23 protein-coding genes are annotated in these 22,312 nt (G+C 58.7%); 18 read left to right on the forward strand and 5 right to left on the reverse strand.

All coding sequences use genetic code 11. The annotated features are described in order from the left end of the window. Positions 1-17: 17 nt before the first annotated feature. The 3 genes from glgX to asd form a co-directional block, all read right to left on the reverse strand. A complete protein-coding gene (gene glgX / locus F0320_RS20145; RefSeq protein ID WP_126330620.1) occupies positions 18-1,991 on the reverse strand; it encodes a glycogen debranching protein GlgX in 1,974 nt (657 codons plus the stop codon). Next, entirely contained in the window at positions 1,988-4,174 is a 2,187-nt protein-coding gene (gene glgB, locus F0320_RS20150) for a 1,4-alpha-glucan branching enzyme (RefSeq protein ID WP_126330618.1), read from the reverse strand. Before glgB ends, glgX begins: the two co-directional genes overlap by 4 nt. Before the next feature lie 250 nt (positions 4,175-4,424). Next, positions 4,425-5,528 (reverse strand): aspartate-semialdehyde dehydrogenase, encoded by a 1,104-nt coding sequence (asd, locus tag F0320_RS20155; RefSeq protein WP_024908885.1) that lies wholly within the window; start codon positions 5,526-5,528, stop codon positions 4,425-4,427. A gap of 177 nt (positions 5,529-5,705) precedes the next feature. Here asd and yhgN point away from each other — a divergent pair, with 177 nt between their 5' ends. Continuing rightward, a complete protein-coding gene (gene yhgN, locus F0320_RS20160) occupies positions 5,706-6,299 on the forward strand; it encodes an NAAT family transporter YhgN (protein WP_003861574.1) in 594 nt (197 codons plus the stop codon). Between the two features lie 63 nt (positions 6,300-6,362). Here yhgN and tusA read toward each other — a convergent pair whose 3' ends face one another. After that, positions 6,363-6,605, reverse strand: a complete 243-nt coding sequence (tusA, locus tag F0320_RS20165; protein WP_126330616.1) for a sulfurtransferase TusA — start codon at positions 6,603-6,605, stop codon at positions 6,363-6,365. Positions 6,606-6,772: 167 nt separating this feature from the next. Between tusA and F0320_RS20170 the strand changes: the two genes are divergently transcribed. Beyond that, positions 6,773-7,438 (forward strand): 7-cyano-7-deazaguanine/7-aminomethyl-7-deazaguanine transporter, encoded by a 666-nt coding sequence (locus F0320_RS20170; RefSeq protein WP_023309514.1) that lies wholly within the window; start codon positions 6,773-6,775, stop codon positions 7,436-7,438. Positions 7,439-7,510: 72 nt separating this feature from the next. Then, a complete protein-coding gene (locus F0320_RS20175; RefSeq protein WP_023309515.1) occupies positions 7,511-8,068 on the forward strand; it encodes a DcrB family lipoprotein in 558 nt (185 codons plus the stop codon). Between the two features lie 4 nt (positions 8,069-8,072). On the opposite strand, the gene F0320_RS20180 is transcribed toward F0320_RS20175, so the two are convergent. Next, complete coding sequence (locus tag F0320_RS20180; RefSeq protein ID WP_126330614.1) at positions 8,073-9,290, reverse strand: MFS transporter; 1,218 nt, start codon at positions 9,288-9,290, stop codon at positions 8,073-8,075. 145 nt (positions 9,291-9,435) lie between these two features. On the opposite strand from F0320_RS20180, the gene F0320_RS20185 reads away from it, so the two are divergent. The 15 genes from F0320_RS20185 to F0320_RS20255 all read left to right on the forward strand — a co-directional run bounded on the left by F0320_RS20185 (position 9,436) and on the right by F0320_RS20255 (position 22,312). Beyond that, a complete protein-coding gene (locus F0320_RS20185) occupies positions 9,436-10,485 on the forward strand; it encodes an AI-2E family transporter (RefSeq protein ID WP_045909021.1) in 1,050 nt (349 codons plus the stop codon). A gap of 335 nt (positions 10,486-10,820) precedes the next feature. Next, positions 10,821-11,210, forward strand: coding sequence for a hypothetical protein (locus F0320_RS20190; protein ID WP_126330612.1), 390 nt, complete (start codon positions 10,821-10,823; stop codon positions 11,208-11,210). Between the two features lie 69 nt (positions 11,211-11,279). Then, a complete protein-coding gene (locus F0320_RS20195; protein ID WP_126330610.1) occupies positions 11,280-12,344 on the forward strand; it encodes a methyltransferase in 1,065 nt (354 codons plus the stop codon). Positions 12,345-12,411: 67 nt separating this feature from the next. Next, positions 12,412-13,134, forward strand: a complete 723-nt coding sequence (locus F0320_RS20200; protein ID WP_126330608.1) for a beta-ketoacyl synthase chain length factor — start codon at positions 12,412-12,414, stop codon at positions 13,132-13,134. Next, positions 13,131-13,946 (forward strand): lysophospholipid acyltransferase family protein, encoded by an 816-nt coding sequence (locus F0320_RS20205; RefSeq protein WP_047652905.1) that lies wholly within the window; start codon positions 13,131-13,133, stop codon positions 13,944-13,946. The genes F0320_RS20200 and F0320_RS20205 overlap by 4 nt, the downstream gene beginning before the upstream one ends. After that, complete coding sequence (locus tag F0320_RS20210; RefSeq protein WP_008503081.1) at positions 13,927-14,184, forward strand: phosphopantetheine-binding protein; 258 nt, start codon at positions 13,927-13,929, stop codon at positions 14,182-14,184. The genes F0320_RS20205 and F0320_RS20210 overlap by 20 nt, the downstream gene beginning before the upstream one ends. A gap of 10 nt (positions 14,185-14,194) precedes the next feature. Continuing rightward, positions 14,195-14,446: an acyl carrier protein gene (locus tag F0320_RS20215; RefSeq protein ID WP_008503082.1), complete on the forward strand. Its 252-nt coding sequence runs from the start codon at positions 14,195-14,197 to the stop codon at positions 14,444-14,446. Positions 14,447-14,500: 54 nt separating this feature from the next. Then, positions 14,501-15,040 carry a hypothetical protein gene (locus tag F0320_RS20220; protein WP_407043998.1) on the forward strand — a complete coding sequence of 180 codons (540 nt, stop codon included), beginning with the start codon at positions 14,501-14,503 and terminating at the stop codon, positions 15,038-15,040. Continuing rightward, positions 15,033-16,394 carry an acyl-CoA synthetase gene (locus F0320_RS20225; protein ID WP_149323926.1) on the forward strand — a complete coding sequence of 454 codons (1,362 nt, stop codon included), beginning with the start codon at positions 15,033-15,035 and terminating at the stop codon, positions 16,392-16,394. The genes F0320_RS20220 and F0320_RS20225 overlap by 8 nt, the downstream gene beginning before the upstream one ends. Beyond that, positions 16,381-16,734, forward strand: a complete 354-nt coding sequence (locus F0320_RS20230) for a hydroxymyristoyl-ACP dehydratase (RefSeq protein WP_126330604.1) — start codon at positions 16,381-16,383, stop codon at positions 16,732-16,734. The genes F0320_RS20225 and F0320_RS20230 overlap by 14 nt, the downstream gene beginning before the upstream one ends. Continuing rightward, positions 16,725-18,416, forward strand: a complete 1,692-nt coding sequence (locus tag F0320_RS20235; protein ID WP_149323925.1) for a glycosyltransferase family 2 protein — start codon at positions 16,725-16,727, stop codon at positions 18,414-18,416. The genes F0320_RS20230 and F0320_RS20235 overlap by 10 nt, the downstream gene beginning before the upstream one ends. Positions 18,417-18,419: 3 nt before the next feature. After that, complete coding sequence (locus F0320_RS20240) at positions 18,420-18,842, forward strand: acyl-CoA thioesterase (RefSeq protein ID WP_023309526.1); 423 nt, start codon at positions 18,420-18,422, stop codon at positions 18,840-18,842. Beyond that, a complete protein-coding gene (locus tag F0320_RS20245; protein WP_033146843.1) occupies positions 18,839-19,444 on the forward strand; it encodes an outer membrane lipoprotein carrier protein LolA in 606 nt (201 codons plus the stop codon). The genes F0320_RS20240 and F0320_RS20245 overlap by 4 nt, the downstream gene beginning before the upstream one ends. Further along, positions 19,413-21,737 (forward strand): MMPL family transporter, encoded by a 2,325-nt coding sequence (locus F0320_RS20250; RefSeq protein WP_126330600.1) that lies wholly within the window; start codon positions 19,413-19,415, stop codon positions 21,735-21,737. Before F0320_RS20245 ends, F0320_RS20250 begins: the two co-directional genes overlap by 32 nt. After that, positions 21,734-22,312 carry a DUF3261 domain-containing protein gene (locus F0320_RS20255; RefSeq protein WP_047652912.1) on the forward strand — a complete coding sequence of 193 codons (579 nt, stop codon included), beginning with the start codon at positions 21,734-21,736 and terminating at the stop codon, positions 22,310-22,312. The genes F0320_RS20250 and F0320_RS20255 overlap by 4 nt, the downstream gene beginning before the upstream one ends.

Raw genomic sequence — 22,312 nt, forward strand, 5'->3', positions numbered from 1 at the left:
GACTAACTCCTTTTTTATCATCTTTGGAATACGCACACTCCGTGCGCAGGCCCGTGCCAGACAGCCATTACTACCGGATTATCCGCTCCGGCAAAGGGGGGAACAGCTCGCCATTCCCCTTCAGGTAAAACAATCTCTGCGACGTCATCCGTCGCGTTCAGCGTGATCAGCCACTTATCCGAGAGCAGGATTTGCAGGCGTGGTACGCCGTGTTGCCACTCTTGCGCGCTTAACGGTTGCGCGTCTTTATTCAGCCAGCGAACGTTGCCGTCACCCTCTTCCCACCAGCGGTCGGCGGTCAGCGCGGGGATCTGCTGGCGAAGATGGATCAGCGCAGCGGTAAAATGAATCAGCCCGCTGTTGGCTTCACCCCAGTCGAGCCAGGTTAAGGTGTTGTCCTGGCAATACGCATTGTTGTTACCGTGCTGGCTATGGCCGTGTTCATCGCCTGCCAGCAGCATCGGCGTGCCCTGCGACAATAAAAGCGTTGTCAGCAGCGCGTGAACGCTGGCGCGTCGCCGCTCGATGACGTCCAGGCTTCCGCCTAACCCTTCTATACCATGATTAAAGCTATGGTTATTGTTAGTACCATCGCGATTCTCTTCGCCGTTTGCCTCATTGTGTTTCTGATTGAAACAAACGCAGTCCCTGAGCGTAAAACCGTCGTGCGCCGTCAACAGATTGACGGTGGCCGACGGGCGTTTGCCGTCGCGCTTAAAGAGATCGCTCGACGCGGCAAAGCGTCCGGCAAATTCCCCCAGCGACAGATTGCGTTCCAGCCAGAAGCGTCGTACGGCGTCGCGGTAGTGATCGTTCCACTCGGCAAACAGCGGCGGGAAATTCCCGACCTGATAACCGCCTTCGCCGATGTCCCACGGCTCGGCAATGAGCTTCACCTGCGAGAGCACCGGACAATTTTTTATCGCCTCAAACAGCGGAGCCTGCTGGCTGAACGCTGGCGTACGCCCCATCACGGGCGCCAGGTCGAAACGAAAACCGTCGACGTGGAACGTCTCCACCCAGTATTTCAGGCATTCATACGCAAAATGCGTGACCGCCGGATGGCTGAGGTTGAGCGTGTTACCGCAGCCGGTCCAGTTCTCATAATCGCCATCCTGCCTGATCCAATAATAGCTACGGTTATCAATTCCGCGCATGGAGAGCGTCGGACCGTCGAGATCGCTTTCGGTGCTGTGGTTCAGCACCACGTCCAGAATGACCTCGATCCCCGCCGCGTGGAGCGCCTTCACCGCATCGCGGAACTCGTCCCGCGCCTTTTCCGGATGGACGGCATAGCGCGGTTCGAGCGCGAACATCGCCAGCGGGTTGTAGCCCCAGTAGTTGCTGAGCCCCAGCCGCTGCAGACGCGGCTCGCTGGCAAAATGCGCAACGGGAAGCAGTTCCAGAGCGGTGATGCCGAGGTGTTTCAGGTAGGCGATCATGGTGGGATGCCCGAGCGCCTTATAGGTGCCGCGCATCTCTTTGGGGATCGACGGGTGCAGGTACGTCAGCCCTTTGACGTGGGCTTCATAAATGACGGTATTGCCCCACGGCGTCTGCGGCGGGGCATCGTCTTCCCAGTCATAAAGATCGTTTACCACCACGCTTTTTGGCGCGACGGGCGCGCTGTCGCGGTGGTCGGGCTCGCCGTAGCCCACGTGGAACAGCGGGTCGTCTATAAATTCGCCGTCCACGCGGTGCGCGCACGGGTCAATTAACAGCTTCGCCGGGTTAAACCAGTGCCCCTGCGCTGGCTCCCACGGGCCGTGAACGCGAAAGCCGTAGTGCATGCCTGGCCGTCCCCCGGCCAGGTAGCCGTGCCAGGTATCCCCCGTGCGCGCGGGTAAATCGTAACGGTGCTCGTTACCTTCCCCATCAAACACGCACAGTTCTACCCGCTCAGCGTGAGCGGAAAAGAGGGTGAAATTGACACCCTTTCCGTCAAAACGCGCGCCGAGCGGTTCGGGTTTACCTGCCGTAAGCTGCGTCATTCGCCCTCCCGCATCAGCCAGATGGTGCCAAGCGGCGGCAGCGTCAGGCTCAGGGAGTTGGGTCGCCCGTGGCTTTCGATGGCGTCGCTCTGTACCAGCCCGCCGTTACCGGCGTTGCTGCCGTGGTAGTGCATGGAGTCGGTATTCAGGATCTCGCGCCATTTGCCCGGCTGGTTAATGCCGAAGCGGTAGTGTTCCCGCGGCACCGGCGTGAAGTTGCTGGCGACGATGATTTCGTTACCCGCCTTGTCACGACGCACAAAGACAAACACCGAGCGCTCGTGGTCGTCCACAACCAGCCACTCAAAGCCGTACGGATCGAAGTCGAGCTCGTGCAGCGCTTTGTGGTGGCGGTAGGTCAGGTTCAGGTCGCGCACCAGACGCTGCACCCCGTGGTGCCAGTTGTCGCCGCCTTCCAGCAGGTGCCAGTCGAGGCTGGCGTCGTGGTTCCACTCGCGGCCCTGGGCGAACTCATTGCCCATAAACAGCAGTTTTTTGCCCGGGAAGGCAAACATCCAGCCGTAGTAGGCGCGCAGGTTGGCAAATTTCTGCCACGCGTCGCCCGGCATGCGGTCGAGAATCGATTTTTTGCCGTGCACCACTTCATCGTGCGACAGCGGCAGCATGAAGTTTTCGGTGTAGTTGTAGAGCATCCCGAACGTCAGCTTATCGTGATGATACTTGCGGTGAACCGGATCCAGCTTCATGTAGTCGAGCGTGTCGTGCATCCAGCCCAGGTTCCACTTATACCAGAACCCCAGGCCGCCTGATGACGGCGGACGGGAGACGCCTGCAAAGTCGGTCGACTCTTCCGCCATGGTCACGGCACCGTCCACCTGTTCGCCGATAATGCGGTTGGTATTGCGCAGGAATTCAATCGCTTCCAGGTTTTCACGGCCGCCAAACTCGTTCGGGATCCACTCGCCCTCTTTGCGGCTGTAGTCGCGGTAGATCATCGACGCCACCGCATCGACGCGCAGGGCGTCAATGCCAAACCGCTCGATCCAGTACAGGGCATTCCCGACCAGATAGTTTGCAACCTCACGGCGACCGTAGTTGTAGATCAGCGTGTTCCAGTCCTGGTGATAGCCTTCGCGCGGGTCGCTGTGCTCGAACAGCTTCGTGCCGTCAAACTCTGCCAGCGCAAAGTCATCCGACGGGAAATGGCCCGGCACCCAATCGAGGATGACGTTCAGCCCGGCGGCGTGCGCGGCATCAATGAAATAGCGGAAGTCATCGCGCGTGCCGAAGCGGCGCGTTGGCGCATACAGCCCGGTAGGCTGATAGCCCCAGCTGCCGTCGAACGGGTGCTCGTTGACCGGCAGCAGCTCAAGGTGGGTAAAGCCCATCCATTTGGCGTACGGCACCAGCTGGTCGGCAAGCTCCCGGTAGCTGAGCCAGAAGTTGTTATCGGTGTGGCGACGCCAGGAGCCAAGGTGTACCTCATAGACGGAGATGGGCGCATCAAAGCGGTTGGCCTGTTTACGCTCCTCCGTCTGGACGACCTTCTCCGGCAGGCCGCAAATCAGCGACGCGGTATCCGGGCGCATCTGCGCTTCGAAGGCATACGGGTCGGCTTTAATGCGCAGCTTGCCGTGAGCGTCAATCATTTCGAATTTATAAAGCTGCCCGGGGTGCGCTCCGGGGATAAACAGCTCCCAGATGCCGCTTTCCCGGCGCAGACGCATCGGATGGCGGCGACCGTCCCAGTAGTTGAACTGGCCGACAACGGAGACGCGCTGGGCGTTAGGCGCCCACACGGAGAACCGCGTGCCGGTAATGCCGTCCATGGTATCGGCGTGGGCACCCAGGGTTTCATAAGGGCGAAGATGCGTTCCTTCGGAGAGCAGCCAGGCATCCATCTCTTTAAGCAGAGGGCCAAAGCTGTAAGGATCGTCAATCAGGTTTTGCTGACCGTGCCAGAGAACGGCGAGCTGATAGCGAAAAGGGTTTTTACGGCGGGGCATCACGCCCGAGAAGAAGCCACGGGAATCGAGGCATTCAAGATTACCGACCTTGCGGCCGGTTTTGGGTTCAATCACCCAGACTTCTGTGGCATCCGGTAACAGTGCCCTAACTTCAAGGCCATCCTCAGTTTGATGCATCCCAAGCACAGAAAAGGGGTCAGCAAAATGACCCGCAATAAGCGCATTAATCACGTCTCTATCCACACGATCGGACATGGTATTCATCCTGTTTTTTATGTCGTCCTTTTTAAGCGCTCCGGGACGACTTTTAATGTGACCTGAACGGGACAGCACAAAAATGTGCATCCATTCTGCTCCGTTCGAACCTCAGGTAAGAAATGACTCTTCCTTAAAGCATAGCCAACGCTCTAGATGACTCCTGATAAAAAATAAGACATACGCGTGTTACTCCATGTAGTACGCAAAAAAAGGGGGTGAAAATCACCCCCCGGTAGTTAACAAATTATTACGCCAGCTGGCGCAGCATGCGGCGCAGCGGCTCGGCGGCGCCCCACAGGAGCTGGTCGCCGACGGTGAACGCGGAGAGATACTCCGGCCCCATGTTCAGCTTGCGAAGACGGCCAACCGGCGTGGTCAGCGTGCCGGTAACGGCAGCCGGGGTCAGCTCGCGCATGGTGATATCGCGATCGTTTGGCACCACTTTCGCCCACGGGTTGTGCGCGGCCAGCAGCTCTTCCACGGTCGGAATAGACACATCTTTTTTCAGTTTAATGGTGAAGGCCTGGCTGTGGCAGCGCAGCGCACCGATACGCACGCACAGACCGTCAACCGGAATGGTGTTCGCGGTGTTAAGGATTTTGTTGGTCTCAGCCTGGCCCTTCCACTCTTCGCGGGTCTGGCCGTTATCCAGCTGTTTGTCGATCCATGGGATCAGACCACCGGCAAGCGGTACGCCGAAGTTATCCACCGGCAGTTCGCCGCTGCGGGTCAGCTGAGTCACTTTACGTTCAATATCGAGGATCGCGGACGCCGGGTTTGCCAGCTCGGTCGCGACGCTTTGGTGCAGCTGGCCCATCTGGGTCAGCAGCTCGCGCATATGACGCGCGCCGCCGCCGGACGCCGCCTGGTAGGTCGCCACGGAGACCCACTCCACCAAATCCTGCGCGAACAGGCCGCCGAGGGACATCAGCATCAGGCTGACGGTGCAGTTACCGCCAACAAAGGTTTTCACGCCGTTGTTCAGGCCGTCGGTGATGACGCCCTGGTTCACCGGGTCAAGAATAATGATGGCATCGTCTTTCATGCGCAGCGAAGAAGCCGCGTCAATCCAGTAGCCCTGCCAGCCGCTTTCACGCAGCTTTGGATAGATTTCGTTGGTATAATCGCCGCCCTGGCACGTCACAATAATGTCGAGTGCCTTCAGCGCTTCCAGATCGTAAGCATCCTGCAACGTGCCTGTGGTACCACCAAAGGACGGAGCAGCCTGGCCGAGCTGGGAAGTGGAGAAGAAGACCGGGCGGATAGCGTCGAAATCGCGCTCTTCAACCATGCGTTGCATGAGTACAGAGCCGACCATACCGCGCCAGCCGATAAAACCAACGTTTTTCATAGCATTTTTTTCCTGCTGAGGGTGTGTGCTGATTGTGCAAGCCAGTATTGAACTGGGATATGCTTCACATTACAAAATGCTGCCAAAGTCGCAAGCGAAATTAATCGATGATTGCCCGGCAATCAGAAATACAGCTAATTATCATAATAACCTTAGAGAACTTCAGGGATAAGTTACATGAGTGAAATCATTTCCGCAGCGGTTTTATTGATTCTGATAATGGATCCACTGGGTAACCTGCCGATCTTCATGTCGGTGCTGAAGCACACCGAGCCGAAGCGCCGCCGGGCGATCATGATCCGCGAGCTGCTCATCGCCCTGCTGGTGATGTTTATCTTCCTGTTTGCGGGTGAAAAAATTCTCGCGTTCCTGAACCTCCGCGCCGAAACCGTGTCGATTTCCGGCGGGATTATTCTGTTCCTGATTGCCATTAAGATGATTTTCCCGAGCGCGGAAGGCAGCAGCAGCGGCCTGCCTGCGGGTGAAGAGCCGTTTATCGTGCCGCTGGCGATCCCCCTCGTCGCAGGGCCGACCATTCTGGCCACGCTGATGCTGCTGTCGCATCAGTATCCGAACCAGATGAGCCATCTGGTCATTGCCCTGCTGATCGCCTGGGGCGGGACGTTTATCATCCTGCTGCAGTCGTCGCTGTTCCTGCGCCTGCTGGGTGAGAAAGGGGTGAACGCGCTGGAGCGCCTGATGGGGCTGATTCTGGTGATGATGGCAACCCAGATGTTCCTGGACGGGATCAGGGCGTGGATGAAGGGATGACTTTCTCCCTCTCCCCGTGGGAGAGGGCCGGGGTGAGGGCATCAGGCCGCAGAGGCAGCACGCCTACCCCTTACGAATCAGATACCGGTACGGCAGCGCTTGCGTCTGCTGTGCCACCAGCTCATGTTCCATGAAGGTACAAAAGCCGGGAATATCGCGGGTGGTGGCCGGGTCGTCGGCAATAATCAGCAGCGTTTCACCGGTCTGCATGTTGCGCACGGTTTTACGTACCATCATTACCGGTTCCGGGCAGCGAAGGCCCTGGGCATCAAGAGTGTGGTCTGGGCTGGAAAACAGGTCGGTCATGGTCTTCTCGGTCTGGTAAAAACGGCTGTAGTTTACGCCCGGTTGCGATCAATGCAAACCAGGTTAACGATTGCGTAAAAACTAACCATTGCAATGTCCTGACAAAGCAGTATCATGCTGCGGTTTTTATTGGGTTCCCTCACCCCAACGTATAAAAAGGTCACAATATGACGTCGTTTTCTGAATCACAGCGCGTAAAAGCGTTGTTCTGGCTTTCGCTTTTCCATTTGCTGGTGATCACCTCCAGCAACTATCTGGTGCAGCTCCCGATCTCCATCTTTGGTTTTCACACCACCTGGGGCGCATTCAGCTTCCCGTTTATTTTCCTCGCGACGGATTTGACCGTGCGTATCTTTGGCGCACCGCTGGCTCGCCGTATTATTTTTTCGGTCATGCTCCCGGCGCTGTTCATCTCGTATGTGGTTTCGTCTCTGTTTTATATGGGAAGCTGGCAGGGCTTTGAGGCGTTAACCCACTTCAACCTGTTTGTTGCCCGTATCGCCGCCGCAAGCTTTATGGCCTACGCGCTGGGGCAGATCCTCGACGTGCACGTGTTTAACCGCCTGCGTCAGAACCATCGCTGGTGGATGGCGCCAACCGCCTCCACGCTGTTCGGTAACGTGAGCGATACGCTGGCCTTCTTCTTTATCGCCTTCTGGCGCAGCCCGGATGCGTTCATGGCCGAGCACTGGATGGAAATCGCGCTGGTGGACTACTGCTTCAAGGTCCTCATCAGCATTGTTTTCTTCCTGCCGATGTACGGCGTGCTGCTCAATATGCTGCTGAAAAGGCTGGCAGATAAATCTGAAATCACGGCATTGCAGGCTGGTTAAGGGTTCGCTTTATCAGTTGTGATAAGATGAGCGAATGAGCCGTTATGGCCGTTTATCGAAAGGAAGAAGTCAATGCGCAATCTGGTTAAATATGTCGGGATTGGCCTGCTGGTTGTGGGTCTTGCAGCCTGTGATAACAGCGACACGAAAACGCCTGCTCAGGGCGCATCCGCAGAGAGCAACGCGACCGGCCAGCCGGTGAATCTAATGGATGGCAAACTCAGCTTCTCTCTGCCAGCCGATATGACCGATCAGAGCGGCAAGCTGGGCACCCAGGCGAACAACATGCACGTTTACTCCGACGCAACCGGGCAGAAAGCGGTCATTGTGATTGTGGGCGACGACACCAGCGAAGACCTGGCCGTCCTGTCCAAACGTCTGGAAGATCAGCAGCGCGGCCGCGATCCGCAGCTGCAGGTCGTGACCAATAAATCCATCGAGCTGAAAGGCCACACGCTGCAACAGCTCGACAGCATCATCTCCGCAAAAGGCCAGACCGCATACTCTTCTGTGGTGCTGGGCAAGGTTGATAATAAGCTGCTGACCCTGCAGATCACCCTGCCAGCGGAAGATCAGCAGAAAGCGCAGACGGCTGCTGAAAACATCATTAACACCATCGTGATCCAGTAACGCTTCACGACGATGACGTGGCCTCCGGTGCCTGCACCGGGGGCCATTTTTTTAGCCGCCACGTCAGCAGCAGCGCAATCACCACCAGACCCGCCGCGGCAAGATAGATCACCGGAACTCCTGCCCAGGCCATCACCAGCCCCGCCAGCGGGCCGGTAATCCCTAAAGACATATCCATAAACACCGTATAGGTCGCCAGCGCCGCCCCCTGATTCTGCTGCGGCACGGCTTTTACCGCCACCACGCCCAGCGCCGGGAAGACCAGGGAAAAGCCAGCCCCCGCGAGGAACACGCCCACTTTCGCGACCCAGGGCACCATCGCAATTCCGGTCAGCAGCAGCCCGATAATCTCTATCGCAAAGCAGATCGTCGCCACATTCAGCCCGCCAAGACGGTTGATGCCGTTAGGGAAAAGCAGGCGGGCGCCAACAAACGCACAGCTGAACAGGGTTAACGCAAAGGCTGCGCCGTCCCAACCTTTGGCGTCGTAGAACAGGGTAATGAAGGTCGCAATCACGCCGAAGCCGGTGGTCGCCAGCGCCAGGGCCATGCCGTACGGCCAGACGCGCCCCAGCACCGCCCGAAACGGCAGCGGCTTGCCCTTGCTGGCCTTCACTTTCGGGCGCGGCAGCGCAAAGAGAATTGCCAGCAGCGCGACCGTCATAATGGTGATGGAAAGCCCATATAGCCCGCCCAGCGCATAGCAGGCCACGCCGAGCGGCGCACCGAGCGCCATCGCACCGTAGGTGACAATCCCGTTCCAGGAGATCACCCGGCCAATGTGCGGCGCGCCTACCACCCCCACGCCCCACAGCGTCGAGCCGGTTCCCGCCAGACTTTGCCCGATGCCAAGAATAACGCGGCCCAGGCAGAGCAGCGCCAGGCTGACCAGCGGCCAGTGGCCGGTGGTGGCAGCCAGCAGGTAGCTCAGGCCACTGAGGAAACAGCCGCACAGTCCCACCACCACGATGCTTTTTGGACCGAACGTGTCCGCGTAGCGCCCGGCATGCGGGCGGCTGAGGAGCGTGGCGAAATATTGCAGGCTAATCACCAGCCCCGCCCAGAAGGCGCTGAAGCCCATCACGTCATGGACATAGCCCGGCAGGACCGCCAGCGGCAGGCCAATGGTCAAATAGCTGGCAAAGTTGAAAATCACAACGGAAACGATGCGCAGATTGAGGCGCAGTCCGCTCAGTGCCGGTTCAGCGGCAGGTTCGGGCATGGGGTTCTACCTGGATTTTTTACAACAGTGTTTCACTATTACCACGGCGCAATAAGAAAATCAGCCCCGACTTTCAGATTAACGGTGCCAGACGAAGCGAAGCCCGGGCACTACACTTATCGGGTCATCATATTAAGGAACACGCATGATCGCTAACCCGTCCGACAAAGCTGGACTCCACATCTTATTAAAACTCGCCTGTCTGGTGGTTATCCTTGCGGGTATCCATGCTGCCGCCGATATTATTGTTCAGCTCCTGCTGGCGCTCTTTTTTGCCATTGTGCTAAATCCGCTGGTCACCTGGTTTTTACGCCGGGGCGTCAGCCGTCCGGTAGCCATCACCATCGTCGTCATCGTGATGCTGATTGCCCTGACGGCGCTTTTCGGCGTGCTGGCGGCATCGCTGAGCGAATTCTCCACCATGCTGCCGCAGTACAACAAAGAGCTGACGCGTAAAATTGTCGCGCTGCAGGAGATGGTCCCCTTCCTTAATCTGCATATTTCGCCCGAACGGATGCTGCGCAGGATGGACTCCGAGAAGGTCATGACCTACGCCACTACCTTGATGACGGGGCTTTCCGGCGCGATGGCCAGCATTCTGCTGCTGGTCATGACGGTGGTGTTTATGCTGTTCGAAGTTCGTCACGTCCCCTATAAGCTGCGCTTTGCGCTGAACAACCCACAAATTCACATTGCCGGCTTACACCGGGCACTGAAGGGCGTCTCCAAATATCTGGCGCTGAAAACGCTCCTGAGCGTCTGGACCGGGGTGATTGTCTGGCTGGGGCTGATGCTGATGGACGTGCAGTTCGCCCTGATGTGGGGCGTGCTGGCCTTTCTGCTGAACTACGTACCCAATATTGGCGCGGTGCTTTCCGCCGTGCCGCCGATGATTCAGGCGTTTCTGTTTAACGGCTTCTACGAATGCATGCTGGTCGGCGCGCTGTTCCTCGTCGTGCATATGGTGCTGGGCAATATTCTTGAGCCGCGCATGATGGGGCACCGACTGGGCATGTCGACGCTGGTGGTATTTTTATCCTTACTGATTTGGGGATGGCTGCTGGGCCCGGTCGGTATGCTGCTGTCGGTTCCCCTGACTAGCGTATGTAAAATCTGGATGGAAACCACCAAAGGCGGCAGCAAGCTGGCGATCCTGCTCGGACCGGGGAGGCCGAAAAGCCGATTACCCGGATAACCGACCTACCTGTACAGGTAGGTTTAAACCATCAGTAATACACCGTAAATTACCGCGTCCTTAATCCGTCGCGGTATTTTATTTGCGTTAAGGCGATATTCATCCTGTTTTTATTTACGTCGTGCGCATTACGCTCAATCGCAATTCATGATTTAACGCAAATTATAAAAATTGAAATGGTTATTTATTTTCCATGTTATTATTCCCGTCTTCGCTTCAACGTAATGCAAACATTAATATTGATTAAAAATACGCCTGGCGCCAATGGAAAGCCGGACGGATATTATTTGTAAAAAACACTACCCTTAATTGTTAATATTGATATGGAGTTGTTGATGAAAAAGATCGTTAAATGGTGTGCTGCTGCCGTATTCGTTGGCGCACTGGCAGGCTGTGCGCGTACCGCCCCAATCGCTCAGGTTCACTCTATTGTCAGCGCGGGCCATACTGCCGATCAGGTAAAAACGGCAATTTTGAAAGCAGGCCAAAAACGTGACTGGATCATGACGGAAGCGGGCCCGGGAATGATTAAGGGGCGTCTGCAGTCACGCGATCACTCGGTCCAGGTGAGTATTCCGTACACGGCCACAAGCTATTCAATCAACTATGAAAACAGCCTTAACCTGAAAGCGGCAGACGGTAAAATTCACAAAAATTATAACCGCTGGGTGAATAACCTCGACCACGATATTCAGCTGAACCTCTCCGCGGGCGCCGCGCTGTAATATTTTTCTAAAGTCGGGCCGCATATGGCCCGATAATCTCTCTTAATTGCCCTCAAAGGTTACGCAGGAATGTACGAAAAGGACACACTCAGCGCACTGGATGCCATTACCGAAGCGCAACGCATCGCCTTTGCCCCGATGTTATTCCAGACTGCGCTTTGTCTGCGTAACTCAGGCGTTCTCGCCTGGCTCGATAAACAAGGTAAACAGGGCGCCAGCCTCGAGGAAATAACGGAACACAGCACGCTCGGCAGCTATGGCGTCAGCGTACTGCTGGATATGGGATTAAGCGGTCGAATCGTTACCCAACAGAATGGACGTTATTTTCTGGCGAAAGTGGGCCATTTTTTACTGCACGACGAAATGACCCGTGTAAATATGGATTTCACCCAGGACGTTTGTTACCAGGGGCTATTTCACCTGGCGGATGCCCTGCAGGAGGAAAAACCGGCCGGATTAGCCGTGTTTGGCAACTGGCCAACCATCTACCCGGCGTTATCCCAATTACCTGCTCCGGCGAAAGAGAGCTGGTTCGCCTTCGATCATTACTATTCTGACGCCGCTTTTGATGCTGCTTTGCCATATATATTCGCAAGCTCGCCGACAAAATTGTACGATGTGGGCGGAAATACGGGTAAATGGTCGTTACGCTGCTGCCGCTATGACGAAAATGTTGCCGTGACGATCCTCGATCTGCCGCAGCAGATAGCGCTGGCGCAGGAAAACATCGCAAAAGCAGGTTTTTCTCATCGTATTGCATTCCATGCTGTCGATATGCTTAGCCCAGCAACATTGCCGGGTGACGCCGACGTCTGGTGGATGAGCCAGTTCCTGGATTGTTTCTCTCCGGATCAGATTGTCGCCATGCTGACGCGCGTCGCAGAGGCCATGAAGCCAGGCGCACGTTTGTGCATCATGGAGCTTTTCTGGGATGCTCAGAAATTTGAAGCAGCCTCTTTCAGCCTGAATGCCACCTCGCTCTATTTCACCTGTATGGCGAATGGCAATAGCCGGTTTTACAGCGTAGAGAAGTTCTATCGCTACCTGGAGAGCGCAGGTTTCAGCGTTGAACAGCGGCTGGACAACCTTGGGGTCGGTCATACCCTGCTGATATGCACCAAACGTGAACAATAGAGCAGCTTAGCTGCCGGGTGGCCCAGCCTGCCCTTTGAATACGGTTTTTTTTCGCGGACGCGCGTAGATGAAATTTTCACTGAACATTATCGACTGGCAGGCAAGAGCGCCAGGACTCAGCGATGCCACAGAGTGGCAGGCGTGGTCGCGCCTGCAGCCGGCCGTTGACCCAGCGGCCCCGCTTCCCCGCCTGACCGCTTTACACATGATGACCGCGCGCCGCCTCAATTCGGGCAGTAAGCTGGCGGTGGACATTGGTCTGGCCATGCTGCAAAACCACGCCATTGATGCCGTCGTCTATTCCAGCCGCCACGGCGAGCTGGAGCGCAACTACCGTATTCTGCATGCTCTGGCGACCGGACAGTCCGTTTCCCCCACCGACTTCGCGATGTCCGTGCACAATTCCGCGGTGGGTAATCTCACGATCACCGCACGCCAGGCCATCGTCTCGTCATCCATTTCTGCCGGACTGGACACCTTCCAGCAGGCCTTATGTGAAGTGCTGAGCCTGCTGCAGGCGGGCTATTCCCGCGTCCTGCTGGTCGATTTTGACGGCGCGCTGCCGGAATTTTACCATCCGGCGTTACCGCCGCAGATGCCCACCTGGCCCTACGCGCTGGCGCTGGTCATTGAATCCGGCAACGGATTGCAGTGTGAAACCCGCAGCGGCAGCACGGGTGAAGAACCTGCCCTGCCGCAAAGCCTGATGTTCCTGCAGCGCTATCTCGGCGAGGAACGTCAGTTTGTGGTGCCCGGCGAACGGTTGCTGTGGCAATGGACGCGCGCATGAACCGCCTGGCCGCCCGAATTAACTGGTTATGGCGCCTGGTGATGACCGGCTTCTGCTTCGCGCTGTTTGGCGTGGGCGGGCTGCTGCTGTCGCTGGTCTGGTTCAACCTGCTGCTGATCGTCCAGCGCGACCGCGCTAACCGCCGTCGCCTGGCGCGTCGCAGCATTGCGGCCAGCTTCCGCTTCTTCCTGACCGTGGCGCGCGGCCTCGGCGTACTGGACTATCGCATTCACAATCTTGACGCGCTGCGCAGCGATCGAGGTTGTCTGGTGGTGGCTAACCACCCCACGTTAATTGACTACGTGATTCTGGCGTCGGTGATGCCCGAAACCGACTGCCTGGTGAAAAGCGCGCTGCTGCGCAATCCCTTTGTCAGCGGCGTTATCCGCGCGGCGGATTACCTGATTAACAGCGAAGCCGAGCCCCTGCTCGCGGCCAGCCAGCAGCGTCTGGCTCAGGGCGACACGCTGTTAATCTTCCCGGAAGGCACGCGTACCCGGTTTGGCGAGGCTATCTCCCTCCAGCGCGGCGCGGCAAATATCGCCGTGCGCTGTAACAGCGATCTGCGGGTGGTGCTGATCCACTGCAGTGAGCACCTGCTGGATAAAAAAAGCCGCTGGTATGATGTACCGCCAGAAAAACCTGTTTTCACCGTGGATGTCCGCGACCGCGTGAACATCGACGAATTTTACGATGCAAATGAACAAGAACCGGCGCTGGCGGCAAGGCAGTTAAACCGGCATCTGCAGCATCGATTAACATCAGGCCTTCAATCTTTGTCAGGAATTAATGATGCAAGCGCTTTATCTTGAAATTAAGAATCTCATAATCACCACGCTGAATCTGGACGAGCTTACCGCAGAGGATATTGATACCGATGCCGCGCTGTTTGGCGATGGGCTGGGTCTGGACTCTATTGACGCGCTGGAACTGGGTCTGGCGGTAAAAAACCAGTATGGCGTGGTGCTTTCTGCCGAAAGCGAAGAGATGCGCCAGCACTTCTTTTCCGTCGCCACGCTGGCGTCCTTTATCAACGCTCAACGCGCCTGAGATGTGAACGATGACTGAACAAGAAACCATTTATCAGGAAGTCTGCGGCCTTCTGACCAGGCTCTTTGAAATCGACCCGCAGGACATTACGCCCGAAGCCCGTCTTTATGAAGACCTGGAGCTGGACAGCATTGATGCGGTGGACATGATCGTTCATCTGCAGAAGAAAACCGGTAAGAAAATCAAGCCGGAAACCTTCAAATCGGTTCGTACCGTTCAGGATGTGGTAGACGCCGTCGAACAGCTTCTGCGCGAAGAGTAAGACGTGTTGCGTGGTGGACGGACGTTCCCGGTCATCCCACTGCTGACGGGGCTGATGCTGCTGGCGTGGCCCTTCCTGATTGGATTTGGGCTAACGCACAACAGCCTGCAGTGGCTGTTGCCGGTGATGGCACTGGTATTGCTGCTGCGGCTGCGCCAGGCGCGGCGGAACACCGGCCCGATGCGGTATGTGGTGCAGTGCGTGGCGCTCGCGGGCATTGCGCTCTGCGCGGCAAGCTACCTGCTGAAAACCCACCAGTGGCTGCTGTTCTACCCGGTGGTCGTCAACCTTGTGATGCTGGCCGTGTTCGGCGGTTCGCTGTGGACCGCGATGCCGCTGGTCGAACGGCTGGCGCGCTTGCGCGAGCCAGATTTTCCTCCGGAGGGCGTGCGCTATACCCGCAGGGTGACCCTCGTCTGGTGCGGCTTTTTCATCGGAAACGGCGCGATGGCGCTGTTCACCGTGCTCCACGGCGACATGCATCTGTGGACGCTGTGGAACGGTATGGTGGCCTACATCCTGATGGGAACGCTGATGGCAACCGAGTGGCTGGTGCGCCCGCGGGTGATAAAAAAAGAGATGCACAATGACTAACCCCCTTCCGCTGGGCCAGTGGTTAAACGCGCCCCGCCCTGACGACATGCCCGTTGCCTGGCTTGACGATCGTACCTGGACGCTTGGCCAGCTGCGCCACGACGTGACCTTACTGGTCGACACCCTGCGTCAGCAGGATGGCGAGCGCTGGGCGCTGTGCTTTGAAAACAGCTACCTGTTTATCGTTGCGCTTCTGGCCTCGCTGCATGCCGGTAAAACGCCGGTCATTCCCGGCCATAGCCGCGTTTCGCAGCTTGAAGAACAGCAGTCGTTGTTTAGCGGCGTCCTGAGCGACAGGACTCTCGATTTCCATGGCAAGCTGATTGTGGTGGCCTCCAGCCATCAGACTGCTCGCCGCTGGGCGCCCCTGCCGTCCATTGACGAAAGCCGCTTCGTTGAACTGTTCACCTCCGGCTCCACGGGGACGCCGCGCCGGGTGATTAAGCACATTGTCAGCCTGGATCGCGGAGCCCGTCTGCTGGCTGACCGCTTCGGCGAGCGTCTGACCGGCTGTAGCGTTGTCGCTTCGGTCGTACCGCAACATCTGTACGGCCTGACCTTCCGCATCGTCTTGCCGATGGCGCTGGGCCTGCCGCTGCATGCCGCGATGCTCTACTACGCAGAGCAGCTGGCCGCCCTTCCTCATGACAGGCATTACCTGTTCATCAGCAGCCCGGCGTTTCTGAAGCGCCTGGATACGGAGCTGCCCGCGCCGCCCGTCAGAATGCTGATTTCAGCAGGCGGAATGCTGCCCTGGTGCGACGTCTCAACCACCGCTGGCTGGCTTAACATCTGGCCGGATGAAATTTATGGCAGTACCGAAACCGGGATCCTCGCCTGGCGCCATCGCCAGCAGGATAACGTCCCATGGCAACCCTTCCCCGGCGTTATTTTCCATCAGGAAGATGACGCCTGTCGCGTCACGTCGCCGCTGATCCACGAGGCTGAAGGGCTCCAGCTGGACGATATCCTGCACTTCGACAGCGAGGGGCTGTTCAGCATCGCCGGTCGCCGCGGGCGGGTGGTCAAAATTGAAGAAAAGCGCATCTCGCTTAACGAGATTGAACGTCGCCTGCTGGAACTCGACGGCATTTGCGAAGCGGCTGCACTGCCGGTCACGCGCGGGGGCCGTCAGGGGATTGGCGTCCTGCTGGTTCTGGACGAAGCGGTTCGCCAGCGCGGGTATATGCAGGATAAAAAAGCGCAGGAGTTCGCCTGGCGTCGCGCCCTGCTGCCGTGGCTTGAGCCGGTCGCCGTTCCGCGATACTGGCGCATTGTCGATGAAATGCCGGTAAACAGTATGAACAAGCGTGTCTATGCGCAGTTAGAGGAGTTATTTCATGAAAATTCCTGAAATTGAGCGCCACCAGACACAGCCGGAGAAGCTGGAAATCATTTTGCATCTCGACGCGGCGCTGTTCTGGTTTCAGGGCCATTTTGCCGTACAGCCGCTGCTGCCCGGCGTTGCGCAGCTTGACTGGGTGATGCACTACGCAACGACCTTACTGGCACCGGGCTACCGCTTTCATAGCATTCAAAACGTGAAGTTCCAGGCGCCTCTGCTGCCGGAAAGCACAGTGACGCTGGTGCTTGAGTGGCATGCCGAACGTCAGATGCTGACCTTCAGCTATCAGCGTCACGCAGGGGCTGAGCGCCATACCGCCAGCAGCGGGAAAATTCGGCTATGTCAGTAACCTTCCGCCCCTGCGTGCTGATCCCGTGCTACAACCACGGCGCCATGATCGCCCGCGTGCTTTCGCGTCTCGCACCGTTCGGCCTGCCGTGCCTGGTGGTGGATGACGGCAGCGAAGCGAGCACCCGTCAGGAACTCGAACGCCTGGCGGCGGAGCAGCCGCAGATGACGCTGGTCCGTCTGACACAAAACGCCGGGAAAGGTGCCGCGGTCATCAGGGGGCTGGAGGAGTGCGCGCGCGCGGGCTATACCCACGCCGTGCAGGTGGACGCGGACGGTCAACACGCCATCGAAGATATCCCCAAACTGCTGGCGCTGGCGGTGCGCCACCCGGACGCGCTGATTTCCGGCCAGCCCATTTACGATGATTCCATTCCACGCTCGCGGCTCTACGGGCGCTGGGTAACCCACGTCTGGGTGTGGATTGAGACCTTATCCCTGCAGCTTAAAGACAGCATGTGCGGCTTTCGGGTCTACCCGGTCTCGCCCACGCTGCGGCTGGCAGCGCGTGAAACGCTCGGCAAACGGATGGACTTTGACACCGAAGTGATGGTCCGTCTCTACTGGCAGGGCAACACCAGCATCTTTCTGCCCACCCGCGTCACCTACCCGCAGGACGGGTTGTCCCACTTCGACGCGTTAAAAGATAACGTGCGGATCTCCCTGATGCATACCCGGCTGTTCTTCGGCATGCTGCCCCGCATGCCCGGCCTGCTTTTCCGTCGACGCCGCCAGCACTGGGCGCAGCAGGACGAGGTCAAAGGCCTGTGGGGCATGCGCCTGATGCTGCGCGTCTGGGAACTGCTGGGTCGGCGGGCTTTTACCGTGCTGCTGTGGCCGGTGATCGGCGTGTACTGGCTTATTGCGCGTCCGGCGCGGCAGGCCTCGCGGCAGTGGATTGAGAGAGTGAAGCAAGAACTGCGTCAGCGAAACATGCCCGTTCCCCCGCGGCTCAACAGCTTTTTCCATTTCATGCGCTTCGGCAACGCGATGCTGGATAAAGTCGCCAGCTGGCGCGGTGAGCTGAAGTTTGATCGCGACGTGGTCTTTGCCCCCGGCGCGAGCGAAACGCTTAATATCGCGGCGCCGCAGGGCAAGCTGCTGCTGGCCTCGCATCTTGGCGACGTAGAGGCCTGCCGGGCGCTGGCCCAGCTGGACGGCAGCAAAACTATCACCGCCCTGGTCTTCAGCGAAAACGCCCAGCGCTTTAAGCAAATCATGAGCGAAATGGCGCCCGAGGCCAGCGTGAACTTGATGTCAGTTACCGACATCGGCCCGGACACCGCGATTGCCATCAAAGAGAAGCTTGAGCGGGGAGAATGGGTCGCGATTGTGGGCGACCGCATCGCGGTGAATCCGCAGCGTGGCGGCGAGTGGCGGGTGATCTGGAGTCCGTTCATGGGCCAGCCAGCGCCGTTCCCACAGGGGCCGTTTATCCTGGCCTCCATCCTGCGCTGCCCGGTGGTGCTGATTTTTGCCCTGCGCCAGCAGGGTAAGCTCGTCCTGCACAGCGAACCGTTTGCCGACCCGCTGCGCCTCCCGCGCGGCGAACGCCAGCAGGCGCTGCAGGAGACCGTCGATCGCTACGCGCAGCGGCTGGAGCATTACGCCCTCCTGTCGCCGCTCGACTGGTTTAATTTTTTCGATTTCTGGCATCTGCCAGAGTCCAGAGAGAAGGAGTAAAGGGTGCTGACCGATCCCCGCTTTACGACTGAAGTTGAGATCACCGTTCCGTTCCACGACGTCGATATGATGGGCGTGGTCTGGCACGGTAACTATTTCCGCTACTTTGAGATCGCCCGCGAGGCGCTGCTCAATCAGTTTGACTATGGCTATCGCCAGATGAAGGCCTCCGGCTACGTCTGGCCCGTCGTCGATACCCGGGTGAAATACCGCGATGCGGTGACCTTTGAGCAGCGTATTCGCGTCCGCGCGCACGTTGAAGAGTATGAAAACCGCCTGCGCATTGCCTATCAAATTTTCGATGCGCAGACCGGCAAACGCACCACCACCGGTTACACCATCCAGGTGGCAGTAGAAGAAGCGACCCGCGAAATGTGCTTTGTGAGCCCGGCAATACTGTTTGAACGAATGGGAGTGACGCCATGAAATGGTGGCCTTTGCTGGCGCTGATCGTCAGCCCGCTGGTCAGCGCCGTGACGCTGGATGAACTGCAGCAGCGTTTCACCGGGCAGCCCGTCGTGCGCGCGCACTTCGAACAGGTTCGCACCATAAAAGATATGCCGCAGCCGCTGCGCTCGCAGGGCGAGATGCTGATCGCCCGCGACAGCGGCCTGCTGTGGGATCAAAAAGCGCCGTTCCCGATGACGCTCCTGCTCGATGACAAGCGGATGGTGCAGGCGATTAACGGCCAGCCGCCGCAGACCGTCACCGCCGACAATAATCCGCAGATGTTCCAGTTCAACCATCTTCTGCGGGCCCTGTTCCAGGCCGACCGCAGGGTGCTTGAAGAGAACTTCCGCATCGATTTTAAAGACCTGGGCGCGGGCCGCTGGTCGCTGGTGCTTACGCCAAAAACGACACCGCTGGACAAAATCTTCGCCACCCTCGATCTGGGCGGCGCGACCTATCTGGAGACGATTCGTCTCAACGACAAACAGGGCGACCGTACCGATATCGCCCTTTCACGCCACCAACTGACGCCCGCCAGCCTGACCGATGACGAACGCCAACGCTTTGCCGCACCGTAAATCCCTGCGCCCGGCGCTGCTGTGGGCCACGCTATGCCTGATTCTGCTGGGCGTGCTGCTGTCGCTGCTGCCCGGCGCGCGTCTGAACAGCAGCGTGCTGGCCATGCTGCCGAAGCAGACGCTGGGGGCGATCCCTCCGGCGCTCAACGACGGGTTTATGCAGCGTCTCGACCGCCAGCTGGTCTGGCTGGTCAGCCCCGGCAAAGAGCCCGATCCGCACGTGGCGCAGCAGTGGCTGACGCTGCTGCAAAGCAGCGATTCGCTCAGCGAGGTCAAAGGCCCGATGGACGCCGCCGGGCAAAAGGCCTGGGGAGAGTTCTTCTGGCAGCACCGAAATGGCCTGATCGATCCCGCCACCCGCGCCCGCCTGCAAAACGGCGGAGAAGCGCAGGCGCAGTGGATTTTATCTCAGCTCTATTCGGCCTTTTCCGGCGTCAGCGGCAAAGAGTTGCAAAACGATCCCCTGATGCTGATGCGCGGCTCCCAGCTCGCTCTGGCGCAAAACGGCCAGAAGCTGCGGCTGATGGACGGCTGGCTGGTCACACAGGATGAGACGGGAAACTACTGGTATCTGCTGCACGGCGAGCTGGCGGGCTCGTCATTTGATATGCAGCAGACCCACCGGCTCGTGACGACGCTTAACGCGCTGCAGGAGAGGCTAAAAGCGCGTTACCCGCAGGCGCAGCTGCTTTCGCGCGGGACCGTGTTCTACAGCGATTACGCCAGCCAGCAGGCCAAACGCGACGTTTCGACGCTGGGCATCGCCACCCTGCTTGGCGTGTTCCTGCTCATCGTGGCGGTGTTCCGCTCTTTGCGTCCGCTGCTGCTGAGCGTGCTCTCGATTGCCATCGGCGCGCTGGCGGGCACGGTGGTGACGCTGCTGCTCTTTGGCGAGCTGCATCTGATGACGCTGGTGATGAGCATGAGCATCATCGGTATTTCAGCCGACTACACGCTCTACTACCTGACCGAACGGATGGTGCACGGCGCGGAGCATTCCCCCTGGCAAAGCCTGGCGAAAGTACGCAATGCGCTGCTGCTGGCGCTGCTGACGACCGTCGCCGCCTACCTGATTATGATGCTGGCCCCCTTCCCCGGGATCCGCCAGATGGCGGTGTTCGCCGCAGTGGGGCTGAGCGCCTCCTGCCTGACGGTGATTTTCTGGCATCCGTGGCTGTGCCGGGGTTTACCGGTGCGCCCGGTTCCGCTGATGGTTATCATGCTGCGCTGGCTGGCCGCCTGGCGACGCAATAAAAAACTGTCCGTTGGTTTGCCCGTCGCGCTGGCGCTGCTCTCCGCCGTGGGGATGAGCACCCTGAGGGTGGACGACGACATCGCCCAGCTGCAGGCCCTGCCGAAAGATATTCTGGCGCAGGAGAAAACCATTACCGCCCTGACCGGACAGAGCGTCGATCAGAAATGGTTTGTGGTTCATGGCGCCTCGCCTCAGCAAACGCTGGAGCGGCTGGAAGCCTTTACCCCGGCGCTGGCACAGGCGCAGAAAGCCGGAGAGATCGCCCGCTGGCGTACGCTGCCGCTGAACTCGCTGGCCCGCCAGAAAAGCGATCTTACGCTGCTGCGCGAGGCTGCTCCTGCGGTAACGAACGTGCTGAAAAGCGCCGGGCTCAACGCCGTATCGCCGAATCTCGACGCCATGCCGGTCAGCGTGGACGCGTGGCTTAAAAGCCCGGCCAGCGAAGGCTGGCGCCTGCTCTGGCTGACCCTGCCCGACGGGGAAAGCGGCGTGCTCGTGCCGGTGGACGGCGCGAAAAACAGCGCTTACCTCGGTGAACTGGCCGCGCGCCATGACGGCGTCGTCTGGGTCGATCGCAAAGCCAGCTTTGACAGCCTGTTTGCTCTCTACCGCACGCTGCTGACGGGGCTACTGTTTGCCGCGCTGGCAGTGATTGCCTGCGGGGCGATGCTGCGCCTCGGCTGGCGTAAAGGGCTGATAAGCCTGGTGCCGTCCGTACTGTCGCTGAGCTGCGGGCTGGCGGTACTGGCCGCAACGGGCCACCCGGTGAATCTGTTCTCACTGCTGGCGCTGGTACTGGTGCTCGGCATTGGCATTAACTACACGCTGTTTTTCAGCAACCCGCGCGGTACGCCGCTGACCTCCATGCTGGCGATTACGCTGGCCATGATGACCACGCTGCTCACGCTGGGCATGCTCGTCTTCAGCGCCACCCAGGCCATCAGCAGCTTTGGTATCGTGCTGGTAAGCGGTATTTTTACCGCCTTCCTGCTGGCGCCGCTGGCGATGCCGGATAAGAAAGAGAGAAAACGTAAATGAACGCTTTTTACCGAGCCGTCGCGCTAACCGCGGCGCTGTTGCTGGCAGGCTGCAGCCATTCGACCGATACCAAAGAGACGCGGCCTCAGGCCTGGCTCCAGCCGGGCACCAAAGTTACGCTGCCGCCGCCCGGCATCAGCCCGGCGGTAAGCTCCCAGCAGCTGCTGACCGGCAGCTTTAACGGACAAACGCAGTCTTTGCTGGTGATGCTCAACGCGGATGCGCATAAGGTGACGCTGGCCGGGCTCTCTTCCGTGGGCATTCGTCTGTTCCTGGCAACGTACGATGAGACCGGTATTCATACCGAACAGTCGATCGTCGTGCCGCAGCTGCCGCCCGCCAGCCAGGTGCTGGCCGACGTGATGCTCAGCCACTGGCCGATTAGCGCCTGGCAGCCGCAGTTGCCGAAGGGCTGGACGCTAACGGACAATGGCGATCGACGCGAGCTACGTAACGCCAGCGGCAAGCTGGTGACGGAGATTGTCTACCTGCAGCGCAAAGGCAAGCGCGAGCCGATCAGCATCGAGCAACACGTATTCAAATACCACATCACCATTCAATATCTGGGTGACTGA

Origin of the sequence: Enterobacter dykesii, assembly GCF_008364625.2 — a bacterium.
GTDB lineage: Bacteria > Pseudomonadota > Gammaproteobacteria > Enterobacterales > Enterobacteriaceae > Enterobacter > Enterobacter dykesii.

Excerpts from the sequence above, each read along its gene's own strand:
- glgX (WP_126330620.1), bottom strand. The coding sequence starts at position 1,991 with ATGACGCAGCTTACGGCAGGTAAACCCGAACCGCTCGGCGCGCGTTTT.
- glgB (WP_126330618.1), bottom strand. The coding sequence starts at position 4,174 with ATGTCCGATCGTGTGGATAGAGACGTGATTAATGCGCTTATTGCGGGT.
- asd (WP_024908885.1), bottom strand. The coding sequence starts at position 5,528 with ATGAAAAACGTTGGTTTTATCGGCTGGCGCGGTATGGTCGGCTCTGTA.
- yhgN (WP_003861574.1), top strand. The coding sequence starts at position 5,706 with ATGAGTGAAATCATTTCCGCAGCGGTTTTATTGATTCTGATAATGGAT.
- tusA (WP_126330616.1), bottom strand. The coding sequence starts at position 6,605 with ATGACCGACCTGTTTTCCAGCCCAGACCACACTCTTGATGCCCAGGGC.
- F0320_RS20170 (WP_023309514.1), top strand. The coding sequence starts at position 6,773 with ATGACGTCGTTTTCTGAATCACAGCGCGTAAAAGCGTTGTTCTGGCTT.
- F0320_RS20175 (WP_023309515.1), top strand. The coding sequence starts at position 7,511 with ATGCGCAATCTGGTTAAATATGTCGGGATTGGCCTGCTGGTTGTGGGT.
- F0320_RS20180 (WP_126330614.1), bottom strand. The coding sequence starts at position 9,290 with ATGCCCGAACCTGCCGCTGAACCGGCACTGAGCGGACTGCGCCTCAAT.
- F0320_RS20185 (WP_045909021.1), top strand. The coding sequence starts at position 9,436 with ATGATCGCTAACCCGTCCGACAAAGCTGGACTCCACATCTTATTAAAA.
- F0320_RS20190 (WP_126330612.1), top strand. The coding sequence starts at position 10,821 with ATGAAAAAGATCGTTAAATGGTGTGCTGCTGCCGTATTCGTTGGCGCA.
- F0320_RS20195 (WP_126330610.1), top strand. The coding sequence starts at position 11,280 with ATGTACGAAAAGGACACACTCAGCGCACTGGATGCCATTACCGAAGCG.
- F0320_RS20200 (WP_126330608.1), top strand. The coding sequence starts at position 12,412 with ATGAAATTTTCACTGAACATTATCGACTGGCAGGCAAGAGCGCCAGGA.
- F0320_RS20205 (WP_047652905.1), top strand. The coding sequence starts at position 13,131 with ATGAACCGCCTGGCCGCCCGAATTAACTGGTTATGGCGCCTGGTGATG.
- F0320_RS20210 (WP_008503081.1), top strand. The coding sequence starts at position 13,927 with ATGCAAGCGCTTTATCTTGAAATTAAGAATCTCATAATCACCACGCTG.
- F0320_RS20215 (WP_008503082.1), top strand. The coding sequence starts at position 14,195 with ATGACTGAACAAGAAACCATTTATCAGGAAGTCTGCGGCCTTCTGACC.
- F0320_RS20220 (WP_407043998.1), top strand. The coding sequence starts at position 14,501 with ATGCTGCTGGCGTGGCCCTTCCTGATTGGATTTGGGCTAACGCACAAC.
- F0320_RS20225 (WP_149323926.1), top strand. The coding sequence starts at position 15,033 with ATGACTAACCCCCTTCCGCTGGGCCAGTGGTTAAACGCGCCCCGCCCT.
- F0320_RS20230 (WP_126330604.1), top strand. The coding sequence starts at position 16,381 with ATGAAAATTCCTGAAATTGAGCGCCACCAGACACAGCCGGAGAAGCTG.
- F0320_RS20235 (WP_149323925.1), top strand. The coding sequence starts at position 16,725 with ATGTCAGTAACCTTCCGCCCCTGCGTGCTGATCCCGTGCTACAACCAC.
- F0320_RS20245 (WP_033146843.1), top strand. The coding sequence starts at position 18,839 with ATGAAATGGTGGCCTTTGCTGGCGCTGATCGTCAGCCCGCTGGTCAGC.
- F0320_RS20250 (WP_126330600.1), top strand. The coding sequence starts at position 19,413 with ATGACGAACGCCAACGCTTTGCCGCACCGTAAATCCCTGCGCCCGGCG.
- F0320_RS20255 (WP_047652912.1), top strand. The coding sequence starts at position 21,734 with ATGAACGCTTTTTACCGAGCCGTCGCGCTAACCGCGGCGCTGTTGCTG.